General features: G+C 42.1%; 9 protein-coding genes, 9 tRNA genes and 2 rRNA genes (1 of these 20 running past the window's edge). 2 read left to right on the top strand and 18 right to left on the bottom strand.

What is annotated here, in order from left to right:
* Nucleotides 1-9: 9 nt before the first annotated feature.
* From ACZ47N_RS11295 to cdaA, 7 genes are all read right to left on the bottom strand, one after another.
* Nucleotides 10-696 carry an ATP-binding protein gene (locus ACZ47N_RS11295; protein WP_464886651.1) on the bottom strand — a complete coding sequence of 229 codons (687 nt, stop codon included), beginning with the start codon at nucleotides 694-696 and terminating at the stop codon, nucleotides 10-12.
* Nucleotides 693-1,787, bottom strand: a complete 1,095-nt coding sequence (buk, locus tag ACZ47N_RS11290; RefSeq protein WP_464886650.1) for a butyrate kinase — start codon at nucleotides 1,785-1,787, stop codon at nucleotides 693-695. The genes ACZ47N_RS11295 and buk (ACZ47N_RS11290) overlap by 4 nt, the downstream gene beginning before the upstream one ends.
* Before the next feature lie 43 nt (nucleotides 1,788-1,830).
* Nucleotides 1,831-2,739: a phosphate butyryltransferase gene (locus ACZ47N_RS11285; RefSeq protein WP_464886649.1), complete on the bottom strand. Its 909-nt coding sequence runs from the start codon at nucleotides 2,737-2,739 to the stop codon at nucleotides 1,831-1,833.
* The gene (buk, locus tag ACZ47N_RS11280; RefSeq protein WP_464886648.1) at nucleotides 2,736-3,824 is read right to left on the bottom strand and encodes a butyrate kinase; all 1,089 of its coding nucleotides are present in this window, start codon (nucleotides 3,822-3,824) and stop codon (nucleotides 2,736-2,738) included. The genes ACZ47N_RS11285 and buk (ACZ47N_RS11280) overlap by 4 nt, the downstream gene beginning before the upstream one ends.
* A gap of 234 nt (nucleotides 3,825-4,058) precedes the next feature.
* Nucleotides 4,059-5,780: a sigma 54-interacting transcriptional regulator gene (locus tag ACZ47N_RS11275; RefSeq protein ID WP_464886647.1), complete on the bottom strand. Its 1,722-nt coding sequence runs from the start codon at nucleotides 5,778-5,780 to the stop codon at nucleotides 4,059-4,061.
* A gap of 16 nt (nucleotides 5,781-5,796) precedes the next feature.
* On the bottom strand, nucleotides 5,797-7,026 hold the full coding sequence (locus ACZ47N_RS11270) for a CdaR family protein (protein ID WP_464886646.1): 1,230 nt from the start codon (nucleotides 7,024-7,026) through the stop codon (nucleotides 5,797-5,799).
* Nucleotides 7,019-7,846 carry a diadenylate cyclase CdaA gene (gene cdaA, locus ACZ47N_RS11265; RefSeq protein ID WP_464886645.1) on the bottom strand — a complete coding sequence of 276 codons (828 nt, stop codon included), beginning with the start codon at nucleotides 7,844-7,846 and terminating at the stop codon, nucleotides 7,019-7,021. Before cdaA ends, ACZ47N_RS11270 begins: the two co-directional genes overlap by 8 nt.
* A 204-nt stretch (nucleotides 7,847-8,050) precedes the next feature.
* Between cdaA and ACZ47N_RS11260 the strand changes: the two genes are divergently transcribed.
* On the top strand, nucleotides 8,051-9,262 hold the full coding sequence (locus tag ACZ47N_RS11260) for an argininosuccinate synthase (protein ID WP_464886644.1): 1,212 nt from the start codon (nucleotides 8,051-8,053) through the stop codon (nucleotides 9,260-9,262).
* A 152-nt stretch (nucleotides 9,263-9,414) separates the two neighbouring features.
* Nucleotides 9,415-10,038: a VanZ family protein gene (locus ACZ47N_RS11255; protein ID WP_464886643.1), complete on the top strand. Its 624-nt coding sequence runs from the start codon at nucleotides 9,415-9,417 to the stop codon at nucleotides 10,036-10,038.
* Nucleotides 10,039-10,084: 46 nt separating this feature from the next.
* On the opposite strand, the gene ACZ47N_RS11250 is transcribed toward ACZ47N_RS11255, so the two are convergent.
* The 11 genes from ACZ47N_RS11250 to ACZ47N_RS11200 form a co-directional block, all read right to left on the bottom strand.
* Nucleotides 10,085-10,160: transfer RNA gene (locus ACZ47N_RS11250), tRNA-Phe, on the bottom strand.
* A 13-nt stretch (nucleotides 10,161-10,173) separates the two neighbouring features.
* Nucleotides 10,174-10,263 (bottom strand) — tRNA-Ser (locus tag ACZ47N_RS11245).
* A 31-nt stretch (nucleotides 10,264-10,294) separates the two neighbouring features.
* Nucleotides 10,295-10,377: transfer RNA gene (locus ACZ47N_RS11240), tRNA-Leu, on the bottom strand.
* A gap of 349 nt (nucleotides 10,378-10,726) precedes the next feature.
* Nucleotides 10,727-10,811 (bottom strand) — tRNA-Tyr (locus ACZ47N_RS11235).
* A gap of 6 nt (nucleotides 10,812-10,817) precedes the next feature.
* Nucleotides 10,818-10,893 (bottom strand) — tRNA-Thr (locus ACZ47N_RS11230).
* A 135-nt stretch (nucleotides 10,894-11,028) separates the two neighbouring features.
* A tRNA-Asp gene (locus tag ACZ47N_RS11225) sits at nucleotides 11,029-11,105 on the bottom strand.
* 4 nt (nucleotides 11,106-11,109) lie between these two features.
* Nucleotides 11,110-11,185 (bottom strand) — tRNA-Val (locus tag ACZ47N_RS11220).
* A gap of 84 nt (nucleotides 11,186-11,269) precedes the next feature.
* Nucleotides 11,270-11,344, bottom strand: a tRNA-Glu gene (locus tag ACZ47N_RS11215).
* Nucleotide 11,345: 1 nt separating this feature from the next.
* Nucleotides 11,346-11,420: transfer RNA gene (locus ACZ47N_RS11210), tRNA-Asn, on the bottom strand.
* Between the two features lie 10 nt (nucleotides 11,421-11,430).
* Nucleotides 11,431-11,547, bottom strand: a 5S ribosomal RNA gene (rrf, locus tag ACZ47N_RS11205).
* 42 nt (nucleotides 11,548-11,589) lie between these two features.
* Nucleotides 11,590-14,176: ribosomal RNA gene (locus ACZ47N_RS11200) — 23S ribosomal RNA — on the bottom strand; it runs 353 nt beyond the window's last position.

The following is a 14,176-nucleotide window of genomic DNA, read 5'->3' as shown; positions in this document are numbered from 1 at the left end:
TTTCACTCATCACATCCAAGCTTCTCGCATGGACAGATGAATGGAAAAAGCGTCTCCTTCATAATCCTTCGGCAATTGACTAATCAGCGAATCCAAAGCACTCACATAACGGATTGGTAGTCCAGTTTCCAAAGAAACTTCTCTACATAGCAGCTGGCCTCTTTTCACATCTTCCAAGGATGTTTCTCTCAGCAAATGAGTGTTGTTTATTATGGCCGTTGGATATGTTTTAGATACATGGGCAATCGCGTCGATATGCTTTATCACATTCTCTTTAGTAGTTGTTTCAGGCCTATTGGCATTCACCACAAAAAACATATCAAAGGTATTTGCTTTAAAATACTGATGGTACATACCAAGTACCCTGGCTCCCATGGCATCACCGCCAACATCAAGAATTACTTGATAGGATTCGTCTTGCAGAGGCGTCACCACCTCTGCTGGTATAGCCGGGAGGTCTGCACCCGTTCCTTCAATAGAACTAGATATCAATCGTACCCCTGCTTTTTCCAATAATTCCTGTTGTTCACGACTTCGGAAATAAAGATTTACTACATCCAAATCTACCAAGGCTACTTTTTGATTATCTGAAGCCAATTTCAAGGCGTAGTTAACTGAAAACTCTGTTTTTCCTGTCCCGTAGTTTCCCACAATAATCCTAATTCGATGGTCGTTTAGCTTCGTTTTTGCACTCATTGTGAATCCTTGCCTGGTGCATATTTTTGTGAAGGTTCTTCTTTCCGCAGGATTCTCAATGCACCTTCTGCCAATGCGATCATTTCATCTTCGCCAGGATAAATTTTTACATCTCCTAAAAATTCAACACGTTCTCGAATCCAACCTGTCAATACATCATCATATGCTAATCCACCTGTTAAAATAATGGCGTCTATTTTACCTTTAAGCACAGCCCCACAAGCTCCAATTTCCTTGGCCACCTGATAGGCCATTCCTCGATAGATCAACTCGGCTTTTGTATCTCCCTCTCTAATACGTCGAACCACTTCTCTACCATCATTTGTTCCCAAATAGGCCAACAATCCACCTTGACCAAGTATTTTTTTGTAAACTTCATCTTGATTGTATTGTCCAGAGAAACATAGTTTTACCAGCTCACCTGCAGGCAGCCCACCACTTCGTTCTGGAGAAAAAGGTCCTTCTCCATCTAGGGCATTGTTCACATCAATGACTTTGCCTCCGCAATGAGCTCCCACTGAGATTCCACCGCCTAAGTGGGCTACTATCAAATTTGTCTGTGAATATGCTTTGTCCATATCTTTAGCAGCTCGACGACCCACGGCTTTTTGATTAAGGGCATGAAAAATACTTTTTCGTGGTATTTCTGGCATACCTGATATTCGTGGTATTTCATCCATTTCATCCACCACTACTGGATCTACAATATAGGAAGGGATATTAAGTTGCCCCGCAATTTCATAGGCCAAGACTCCACCAAGGTTCGATGCATGTTGTCCCAAAATGCCTTTTCTTAAATCTTTTAACATAGCCTCATTGACTTCATACGTTCCTCCTGGAATGGGATGCAAAAGACCTCCACGTCCCACAACTGCGGCTAGTTTTTGAATGTTAATATCTTTACTATCCAGTGTTTCTAAAATCGCTTCTTTTCGAAACTCATATTGGTCAAAAATATTATCAAATTTAGAGATTTCTTCTAAAGGATGACGAAGAACCTCTTCAAATACTGGTTTTTCGTTATCGTATATAGCAATTTTTGTTGAAGTAGACCCAGGATTAATCGCTAAAATTCGGTATATCTCTGGCATTATTCCACCACCTTCTTTATTTTAAATCACTACCTATTTTCTATTAAAACAATTTAGCTGCACATAAGACTCCCAAAGCAATGGAGTTTAGCTTTGATTCATCACTATCAGCTCTCGAAGTTAACACAATGGGAGCTTTTGCACCAACAATCACCGCCGCATTACTAGCAAACATCATAAATCCTAGGGTTTTGTAAAGAATATTTCCACCTTCAATATCCGGAGCCAATAAAATGTCTGCTTTTCCAGCAACCGGATGGTTAATTCCTTTTATTCTTGCCGCATTTTCTGAAACCGCATTATCCAATGCAAAAGGTCCCCCCACTACACAATCGGTAATTTCACCTTTTTCATTCATTTCTGTTAATGCAGCCGCATCCATGGTGTCTGGCATTTTAGGGTTCGCTTTTTCTTTAGCACAAATTGAAGCGACTTTGGGCTTGGTGATATCTAAAGCCTTTGCCACGGTCACTGCATTTTCAATAATCTGTTTTTTTGTTTCTAGATCTGGATCTATATTCATAGCCGCATCTGTAACTAGGAATAATCGATCAAACCCTTTAATATCAAATACAGCTACATGACTTAACACATTGCCAGTACGTAGCCCTATTTCAGCATTAAGAACGGCTTTTAGGAAGATAGATGTATCTACCAAACCTTTCATTACCATATGTGCTTTCCCACTAGAAACTAACTCTACTGCTTTTAATGAAGCCTCCATTGGATCTATTTCATTAATAATCTCAAAATTGCTGAGGTCTAGATCATTCTCACTGGCAATGGATTCTATCACTTTTTTATCTCCTACCAATGTAGCATCAGCCACTTTTGTTTCTTTGGCTCTCGTAACAGCTTTCAGCACATCAAGATCTTGAGCACATGCAACAGCAACTGTTTTGGGACCTCTTTCTTTTGCGAATTCCATTAAGTCCGTCATTGATTTAATCATTCAATCCCCACCTCTTTTTCATACAGTTTTGGCTTTTCTTCATTTCTCAACACTCTTAATGCCCCTTCATTAAGGGCCAACATTTCGTCTTCTCCTGGATACACCATAACTGGTGCCATAAAGTCAACATAGCCTTTAATCATTTCCATCAGCTTTGCTGAATAAGCCATGCCGCCAGTAATAAGGATCGCTTCCATCTTTCCTTTCAACACTGTTGCCATTGCACCAATTTCTTTTGCAATTTGATATGCCATGGCATTGTATACTAGCTTTGCTTCTTTACACCCTGCTTCCATCTGTTTTTCCACTTCTCTTACATCATTGGTTCCAAGATACGCTGTCAGACCACCATTTCCCCGTAGTTTATTCATTATTTCTTTTTTATCATACTTCCCTGAGTAACACATTCGGACTAAGTCTCCTGATGGTACGCCTCCAGCTCTTTCCGGTGAGAAGGGGCCCATTTCATTTGCATTATTATAGTCTATTGCTTTGCCCTTCAGGATAGGTGCTACTGTAATACCGCCACCCAGATGAGCTACTACCAAATTAATCTCATAAAAAGATTTACCCATCTCTTTAGCAGCTCTTCGCGCCACCGCTTTGATATTTAACGCATGACCAAGTGATTTTCTCTCCAGTTCTGGCATGCCAGATATGCGTGCCACTTCTTCAAACTCATCTACAGCTACGGGATCAACAATAAAAGCCTCTGCTTTTGCTTCGTCTGCAATGGCTTTTGCAATAATTCCACCTAAGTTTGATGCATGCTCTCCTTGATAGCCTATTTTTAGATCTTCAATCATGGCTTCTGTCACGCGATAAGTGCCACCAGGTAATGGCCTAAGCAAACCACCTCGGCCCACGACAGCCTGCAAATCGCTTACTTGAATGTCGCATTCTTTCATCCACATTTCAATCAGTTGTTTCCGATAGCCAAATTGATCCGCAAGCTTATGAAATTGTTTCAAATCCTCTGTGCAGTGTTCCAATTTTTTTTCATGAATCAATAATTCCTTGTCAAACAATGCAACTTTTGTTGATGTTGATCCTGGGTTAATCACTAATACATAGGGTTTATTCAAGGATCTAATTCACCTCCCAAAAATTCTATCGACTTCACCTGCCTATTTACTATAATGCAATATCTGTGCCATCTATTTTCCAAAATGAACTTTTAGCACATCCCTTGCTATTAGCTTTTCTTGCTGAGTCGCTATACGCATCTCTTAATCCCCTTAATAAATAGTGCAATATGTTGCGTGCAATATGTTGCAAAAGACCGCGCAATTTCTTGCGCGGTCTCTCTTGGGTTTTCGTTAATCTATATTAAGCTTCTTCATCTTATAATACAAGCTTCGAAGAGAAATACTAAGTGCTTCGGCAGTTTTCGTTCTATGTCCTTCGCATTTTTTCAAGGTATCTTCAATTAATTTTTTTTCTGCTTCTTTCATCCCTTCCTCAAGGGTAACAGACTTACAATTTTCCCGTTGGAGCTTTTTTGTTTCATAAGAATGTGCTGAGGCTTCGCTATCAAAAAACTTTGGCAAATGTTTTTCTTCTAGCATTGTCTCTTGGAGCTTCATATTTACCATCGCACGGCCTATATAATTCTGAAGTTCCCGCACATTTCCCGGCCAATGATAGTTTTGTAAATGCACCAACACTTCTGAAGATACATCGAGAGCATTACGTCCATATTCTTGGTTATATTTATTAATAAGACTAATCACCAAGGGATGAATATCTTTTTTTCTGTATCTTAAGGGTGGAATCTGTATCGGAATGACATTTAATCGATAATAAAGATCTTCACGAAACTCTCCTTTTTCCACAGCTTTTTCTAAGTTAACATTGGTTGCAGAAATAATGCGAACGTCTACGTGAGAGGTTCGCGCTGATCCCACAGGCATAATTTCACCTTCTTGCAAGACTCGTAAAAGTTTCACTTGAGTAGTGTTGGGAATTTCAGCAATTTCATCTAAAAAAATGGTTCCATTATGAGCTTCCTGAAACAAACCCGTTTTGCCACCTTTTCGAGCACCAGTAAATGCACCTTCTTCATATCCGAATAATTCACTCTCTAATAAAGATTCGCTAATGGCTGCACAATTAACGCGAACAAACTGCTTATATCGTCTATCTGATAAATTGTGAATAGAATGTGCGAACAGTTCCTTTCCAGTTCCACTTTCTCCACGTAATAGGATACTCGCTGGCGTCTCAGCAGCTTGCTTGGCTTTTTCAATACATTCAATCATTTGAACATCTTGAGCGATAATATCATCAAAGGTATATTTTGCTTCTAATTTACGAATAATCTGCCTAGCCAGCATTAGCTCACGACTAAGCTTTTTCATTTCTGTTAGATCCTGCAGAATCCCAACACTGCCCCTCAATTCTCCATCTACAATAATAGGAGCCGCATTCGCAATAATCTCCTTATTATGTTTTCCGACCTTTAACCGTGTATTATTAACTGGTTTTCGGTTTTTCAGTGCCTGTAGATGCACACTTTGCCCCTCTGCAATATCAACCGTTACAGGCTTCCCTATAATAGCCTCTTCCGAAAGACCCGTCAGCCTTGTATACGCAGGATTGATTAACACATGTATCCCTTTTTCATCACACACGGATATGGCATCTTGAGTAGAATGTAGAATTCCTTCCAATAAACTTTTCATTTCTTTAAGTTGATCAATTTGATCACTTAAGCTCTTTAAATCACTGATATCTTTAAAAACTGCTACTGCACCAGCCAATGTTCCATTCTTTTCGTGCACAGGGATTCGACTAATGGTAATATTTATATCCCCTAAGCGGGATGATTGATTCAACGCTGGTTGTCCAGTCTCCATCACTTCATAAATTTTAGTTTCCGGAAAAAAATCTGCTATGGACTTACCAATGATTTCTTCTTTCTTGCAGCCTGTTATATTTTCTGCTGCACGATTATACAAGGTCACAATACCTGCTTTATCTACCGCCATCATACCTTCATTAGTGGAATCCAAAATTATTTCCATCTCTTTGCTCAGCATCTATGGGATCCTTCCTCTACTCTTCTTCTCGACTCATCAACTTGATTTCAAAGGTTTCTGGTTCCAAGAAAACCTCCTCAGAAACCGTTTCCACATTCATCGGAAGCCATACTCTAGGCGTCACATCATGACTTCCTTCTTCCAAATCTTCTAAATCAACAAAGATCATAATAGTACGCTTATCCAAATTCTGAAGGGTACTATCTAAGGCTTTTAAATTCACTTGAAATGAGTCTGGTAATAATTCTTCTTCTACTTTTAGATCAGGATTTAAATTCTCAAATCGTATATTTTCTCTATTAACTTCAACCGTATGCATTTCCATAGCTTCTACTTTTATATCTACCGCTATTTCCCTTTCATCAAACGGGCTTACCTGATCAGGAAAAATAATGGATACTTTGGTTTCCAAACTCTCCTCTAGGTTTTTTATCTCTAATACATGTGTTTTGAGGCGACCTATGTCAGCTAACACCGCGGCCTGTCCCTGCACCGTCACAGATTTAGGATGTGTATCAATACTTACAACGCGATATCCTTCTGCTCCTTCAATATTAAGATCCAGATCTACTGGTACTGTTTTTAGTTGATCTATGGTTGCATGTACATCCACATAGCTTGTCTTTATCTGTACCTTTTCTACTTCTTCACCTCTACTATTCAATGCTCTTGGCGGTAAACTTCTAGAAATATTTTCCACTTCATCGCTTAACTCAAGTCGAGCTACAATGGTTTCAATGGAGTTGACATAACTTTCTGGCCCTTCAACCCATACAGCACTTGGTTGCAATCTAGTATTTCCTAAAACATATCCTGATGATGGACTTCCTTCAACCCTTAGTTCAACATCAATTTGTTTTTCAACAATTCTTTCCAAGTCTACAGTGGCATACCGAGGACTAAAATCAACTTCTACACCGCCCGGTATATTTACTTCAATTGGAATAGAATTAGTACCTTCTTCATATCCTCTTAAATCGATGGTTGCATCAATGTCATTTCGGCTTATTCGATGGACCTGATCTCTGTTTCCAGTAAGACGAACACGAATGGTTTGATTCGGCTCTCCAGAAATAACCAAACCTGACTGTCGAATGATATTTTCATTAACCAATCGAACTGGCACATTTAATTCTTCACGAGTGATTCTTGGATTTATAACACTCATAACATAAATCCATAATAAAAGTGCAAAAATAATTGAAATAGATTTAGCTGCCAAGTTTTTGCTCAAAAATTTACTCATCCTTACGCCTCCACTTGTATTTCCAAAATTTCCACTGTTGTTTTTCGCTTACTTCAAAACTGTTGTCAATGTATTTTTTTAATGTATCCACATCTAGAAAACGAGTCAGTTTTCCGTTTTCTGCAACAGAAATAGCCCCTGTTTCTTCTGAAACAATAACAACGATAGCATCTGATTTTTCTGTTATACCGAGGCCAGCACGATGCCGAGTTCCTAATTCTTTATTAATGGTAGGGTTTTCTGTCAACGGCAAAAAACACCCTGCTGCCATTATTTTATTTTTACGTATAACCACAGCTCCATCGTGTAAGGGTGCGTTTGGTATAAAAATATTAATTAGCAAAGCACGCGATACTGCACCATGAATTTGTGTACCGGTTTCTATCACTTCATTTAACCCAGTATCTTTTTCAATCACAATGAGAGCTCCAATTTTCTGGCGCGACAAAGAACCAGTGGCTTCTCCCACTTCTTCAACAAGTCTGTTAATCTCTTCGTGCTCGATATCAGCAATAGATTTTGTCAGAAATTTTGTTCGACCAATGTATTCAAGTGCCCTTCTAAGCTCAGGTTGAAAAACAATTAATAAGGCAATCAAACCAACGGTCATTGTATTTCTAAGAATCCAATTTATGACATGTAGTTGCAACCATTCACTCACTTGTGTAGCCATTAGCAAAACTAAAATCCCTTTAATAAGCTGCTGAGCACGGGTCTCTCGAATAAGCATATATAATTTATAGAAGACAAAAGCCACTATGGCCATGTCTACCATATCCCATATCCCAATGTTTTTTAAAATACTTATGATTTCTTGCATATTCACACCCCTGATTGTGTATAACGATTTTACGTTTCTATCATTATATCATTCCGTCGTCAATATTCCTATGGATTTCTTTCAAGCTACAGAAAGATTAAGTCCCTAGTAGGAAGTATTTTTAAAAATAGTGTTGCATATTTATTCAATTTGTTTTATAATTAATTCATACTAAAATAATCTATAACCTTTAGGAGGGTTTTTATGGCTAAAGAAAAAGCAGTTTTGGCGTATTCTGGCGGTTTAGATACTTCCGTCATTCTAAAATGGTTGCAAACACATTACAATTACGATGTTATCACCGTATGCATAGATGTAGGCCAGGAGGAAGATTTAAAATCTGTTGATAAAAAAGCCTTAGCTACAGGCGCTATAAAATCATATGTTGTCGATGTAGCGGAAGAATTTTTAACAGATTATGTGTATCCAACCTTGAAAGCTGGCGCTATGTATGAAGGCGAGTACTTGTTAGGTACTTCCTTTGCTCGACCGCTTATGGGTAAAATCTTGGTGGAAATTGCAGAAAAAGAAGGCGCTGTTGCAATTGCTCATGGTTGTACTGGCAAAGGAAATGATCAGGTTCGTTTTGAAACCACAGTGAAAGCATTGAATCCCCACTTAAAGATTATCGCCCCTTGGCGTGAATGGGAAATGAAATCACGTGAAGATTGTATTGATTTTGCAGAACAGCATGGTATCCCAATACCCGTAACCAAAAAAGACATTTATAGCCGCGATCAAAATATATGGCATCTTAGCCATGAAGGTGGAAATTTGGAAGAACCATGGAATGAGCATGAACAGGAGATTTATAAGATGACCACCCCTCCAGAGCAGGCTCCAGATCAGCCAACCTATGTTATCCTTGAATTTGAAAATGGGATTCCCATCAGTGTTGATGGAGAAAAACTTCCTCCGGTTGAATTACTCAAAAAATTAAACGCATTAGGTGGTAAAAACGGTATCGGAGTTATTGATATCATAGAAAATCGATTGGTCGGAATGAAATCTAGGGGTATTTATGAAACACCTGGTGGAACGCTCATGTATGAAGCACATAAAATACTTGAAAAACTAACACTAGACCGAATGACGCAAAGTTTCAAACGAACTTTAGCCGAACAATATGCTCAACTCGTTTACGATGGGCTATGGTTTACTCCTTTAAGAGAAGCAATGGACTCATTTGTTGATGTTACACAAAAATCTGTCACTGGTAAAGTTCGATTAAAATTATATAAAGGTAGTTGCACTAATGCAGGATCCTCCTCACCCTACTCTATGTATAGCGAAGAATTTGCAACCTTCGGAGAAGATGAGGTTTATAACCAGAAAGATGCTGAAGGCTTTATCAACCTCTTCGCTTTGCCGCTAACAATTCGTGCGATTATGAAAGAAAAAAGAAATAAGAAGTAAATAGCTGCTTATGACTCCCTTTAAAAATAACAGAAAAAACTCCGCCTTGTGCAGCGGAGTTTTTTCTGTTTAATGTGATATATGATATACTAAACTTAATTTAAGTGCTGAAAACACAGAATTCTTAAATAATTGAAAGAAGGTGATTTTCTATGCGGAAAACTGCTTGGATATCAGTATTAGGCATTATTGGATTTATCTATGTGGCCTCTTCAATCCCAGGCTTAAGGGTTCTTCCAATCCTTAGGTACATTACATCTATTTTTTCTGGTTTTGATTATTTCGTGGAAGGCTTATCTCTTTGGATTGCCCGTCAAATACCCTTAAACTTTGGTGAGTTAGCTTATATCGACACCGTTATACAGGATTTACTTGCTTACATGAGACAGAATCCTATTTTAATTGAGTTTTTCCTCCGTAAACTTGCTCATGTCATTGTATTTTTCTTTTTAACCATTGCGATTTTTTTCTTGCTTTATCAATATATTTCACGAGCAAGTATATGCCTCTTTTTATCTTTCATTGCTGGATTTGCGCTTGCTGTGCTCGATGAATACCGTCAGTCTTTCGTTCCAGATCGTGTCGCTAGCGCAGTAGATGTATTTGTCGATATGATTGGAGTCACTTTGGCCATTATCGTCATTATTTTTTCGCTTATTGTCACAAGCGGAGACCGATATCGTTATTTTAAGCATAAAGGAATGTTAAAAAAACAACGCCGCCATCAATTAAGTAGTGCGAGAAAATTTATGGGTACTTATAAAAAAATAGAATAACATAAAAAATCGACCCTTCGCAACCTCTGCAAAAAGCCGACCTTGTTGGTGCCCAGACGCGGAATCGAACCACGGACACGAGGATTTTCAGTCCTCTGCTCTACCGACTGAGCTATCTGGGCATATCATTTCATATGGCGGAAAGGGTGGGATTTGAACCCACGGCTCTCACAAGAGAGCGCTGGTTTTCGAGACCAGATCCTTAAGCCGCTCGGACACCTTTCCTAAACAAAGTGTCTATAAAACTAAAAAAAAATGGTGCGGGTGGAGGGACTTGAACCCCCACGGTCGCCCGCTAGATCCTAAGTCTAGTGCGTCTGCCAATTCCGCCACACCCGCATAGTCATTAGTTTTCCTTGTTGCTCTATTGCTGGTATCGGTATTAAATGGTTTTAACTAAGCGATTCACTCAGAATCTTAGATTCTGGTTCTCTGCTTATGCCAATTCCGCCACACCCGCATAGTCATTAGTTTATCTTGTTGCTCTATTGCTGGTATCGGTATTAAATGGTTTTAACTAAGCGATTCACTCAGAATCTTAGATTCTGGTTCTCTGCTTATGCCAATTCCGCCACACCCGCATAGTCATTAGTTTATCTTGTTGCTCTATTGCTGGTTATGTGTTTAAATCATCTTTATTACTCGCATTATTATATGTATTGATCTTCCTTAAAAATATGCATTAAAATGGTGGAGGGAGAAGGATTCGAACCTTCGAAGTCTGAGACAACAGAGTTACAGTCTGCCCCCTTTGGCCACTCGGGAACCCCTCCACTAAATGGAGCTGGTGATGGGACTCGAACCCGCAACCTGCTGATTACAAATCAGCTGCTCTGCCAATTGAGCTACACCAGCATGTTAAGTTATCATTCAAATACCATAGTACTTTGTTGTTGCTTTGCTCTATCTAACTAAGTGATTCACACCAAATTAAAATTTGGGTTCTCTACTTATGCCAATTGAGCTACAACAGCATGTTAAGTTATTAAATGGCGACCCGGAAGGGACTCGAACCCTCGACCTCCAGCGTGACAGGCTGGCATTCTAACCAACTGAACTACCGGGCCTAAATGGTGGGCGCAACAGGGCTCGAACCTGTGACCCCCTGCTTGTAAGGCAGGTGCTCTCCCAGCTGAGCTATGCGCCCTCTGCCAGATGTCAGTAACCTGTGTACCAGTTCGCCGGATTTAATAACCCCTGCTACACTGATTACTGATGTCTGACTTGTGTTTGGTGACCCCTAGGGGACTCGAACCCCTGATACCGCCGTGAAAGGGCGGTGTCTTAACCGCTTGACCAAGGGGCCTTGGCTCCAGAGAGAGGACTCGAACCTCCAACCTGTCGGTTAACAGCCGAATGCTCTACCATTGAGCTACTCTGGATCAGGGTAAGAAGACGCAGCGACCTACTCTCCCAGGAAGTCTCCTTCCAGGTACCATCAGCGCTGAAGGGCTTAACGGCTGTGTTCGAGATGGAAACAGGTGTTTCCCCTTCGCTATGGCCACGCCTTCTATTGTTCCCTCAAAACTACATGAAACGTTCTGCACAGGTTAGGTCAAGTCCTCGTACCATTAGTACCGGTCAGCTGCATGCATTGCTGCACTTCTACCTCCGGCCTATCAACCAGATCGTCTTTCTGGGGTCTTACCTCCTTACGGAGTGGGAAATCTCATCTTGAGGCGGGCTTCGTGCTTAGATGCCTTCAGCACTTATCCCTGCCATACGTAGCTACCCAGCGATGCTCTTGGCAGAACAACTGGTTCACCAGCGGTATGTCCATCCCGGTCCTCTCGTACTAAGGACAGATCCTCTCAAATTTCCAACGCCTGCGACGGATAGGGACCGAACTGTCTCACGACGTTCTGAACCCAGCTCGCGTACCACTTTAATGGGCGAACAGCCCAACCCTTGGGACCTACTTCAGCCCCAGGATGTGATGAGCCGACATCGAGGTGCCAAACCTCCCCGTCGATGTGGACTCTTGGGGGAGATAAGCCTGTTATCCCCGGGGTAGCTTTTATCCGTTGAGCGATGGCCCTTCCACGCGGTACCACCGGATCACTAAGTCCGACTTTCGTCCTTGCTCGACTTGTAGGTCTCGCATTCAAGCTCCCTTGTGCCTTTACACTCTACGCACGATTTCCGACCGTGCTGAGGGAACCTTTGAGCGCCTCCGTTACTCTTTAGGAGGCGACCGCCCCAGTCAAACTGCCCGCCTGACAGTGTCCCAGAACCGGGTTACGGTTCGTGGTTAGAATTCCAGTACGAAAAGAGTGGTATCCCAAAGGCGACTCCTCCGAAACTGGCGTTCCGGGTTCTTAGTCTCCCACCTATTCTGTACGTTCCGTACCAAAATCCAATGTCAGGCTGCAGTAAAGCTCCACGGGGTCTTTCCGTCCTGTCGCAGGTAACCAGCATCTTCACTGGTATTACAATTTCACCGGGTCTATTGTTGAGACAGTGCCCAAATCGTTACGCCTTTCGTGCGGGTCGGAACTTACCCGACAAGGAATTTCGCTACCTTAGGACCGTTATAGTTACGGCCGCCGTTTACTGGGGCTTCGGCTCCGAGCTTCGGTTACCCTAACTCTTCCCCTTAACCTTCCAGCACCGGGCAGGCGTCAGCCCCTATACTTCGTCTTTCGACTTTGCAGAGACCTGTGTTTTTGCTAAACAGTCGCTTGGGCCTATTCACTGCGGCCGGGGGAGGCTCCTAAAGTTTTTTATTCACCTCTCCCGGCACCCCTTCTCCCGAAGTTACGGGGTCATTTTGCCGAGTTCCTTAACAATAGTTCTCCCGTTCGTCTTAGGATTCTCTCCTCACCCACCTGTGTCGGTTTGCGGTACGGGCACCTTGATTCTCGATAGTGGCTTTTCTTGACAGTGTGGATTCAACCGCTTCGCTACTTATATTTCGCTCCCCATCACTTCTCAGGATTGAACCAGCGGATTTGCCTACCGGTTCTCCCTACCTGCTTGGACGCGCTCAACCAACGGCGCGCTCGGTCTATCCTCCTGTGTCCCCACTTCTCTCAATCGAATCTCGGTGGTACAGGAATCTCCACCTGTTATCCATCGCCTACGCCTTTCGGCCTCGGCTTAGGTCCCGACTTACCCTGAGCGGACGAGCCTTCCTCAGGAAACCTTGGGTTTTCGACGGGCAGGTTTCTCACCTGCCTCTCGTTACTCATGCCAACATTCTCTCTTGTGTGCGGTCCACCAGATTTCACAATCCAACTTCGCTCCGCACGCATTGCTCGCCTACCATGTACCTTAGTACATCCAAAACTTCGGTGGTATGTTTTAGCCCCGGTTATTTTCGGCGCAAGATCCCTGGACCAGTGAGCTATTACGCACTCTTTAAATGTATGGCTGCTTCTAAGCCAACATCCTGGTTGTCTATGCAATCTCACATCCTTTTCCACTTAACATACACTTGGGGACCTTAGTTGTTGGTCTGGGCTGTTTCCCTCTCGACTACGGATCTTATCACTCGCAGTCTGACTCCTGGATTTCTCGATAGGCATTCGGAGTTTGATAGGTGTTGGTAACCGGTGAAGGTCCCGCGACCATTCAGTGCTCTACCTCCTATCGAGGTTTGTTCCAAGGCTAGCCCTAAAGCTATTTCGGCGAGAACCAGCTATTTCCGTGCTCGATTGGAATTTCTCCCCTACCCACAGCTCATCCAATGACTTTTCAACGTCACCTGGTTCGGTCCTCCACGAGATTTTACTCTCGCTTCAACCTGGCCATGGGTAGATCGCACGGTTTCGGGTCTGCAACCGGTAACTATTCGCCCTATTAAGACTCGCTTTCGCTACGGCTCCGCTCCTGAAGAGCTTAACCTTGCTACCAATCGCAACTCGTTGGCCCGTTCTACAAAAAGTACGCGGTCACATTCGTTAAAAATGCTCCCACAGCTTGTAAGCAAAGGGTTTCAGGTTCTATTTCACTCCCCTCCCGGGGTTCTTTTCACCTTTCCCTCACGGTACTATTCGCTATCGGTCACTGGGTCGTATTTAGCCTTGGGGGGTGGTCCCCCCGCGTTCCCACCGGGTTTCTCGTGTCCGGTGGTACTCTGGAGCATTCTCGTTGTGGTTCGCAATTTCGTCTACGGGATTGTTACCCTCTTTGACTC

The organism is Tindallia texcoconensis (assembly GCF_055383815.1).
The sequence above is the reverse complement of the archived record's forward strand: the minus strand, read 5'-3'. Positions and strand labels throughout refer to the sequence as shown.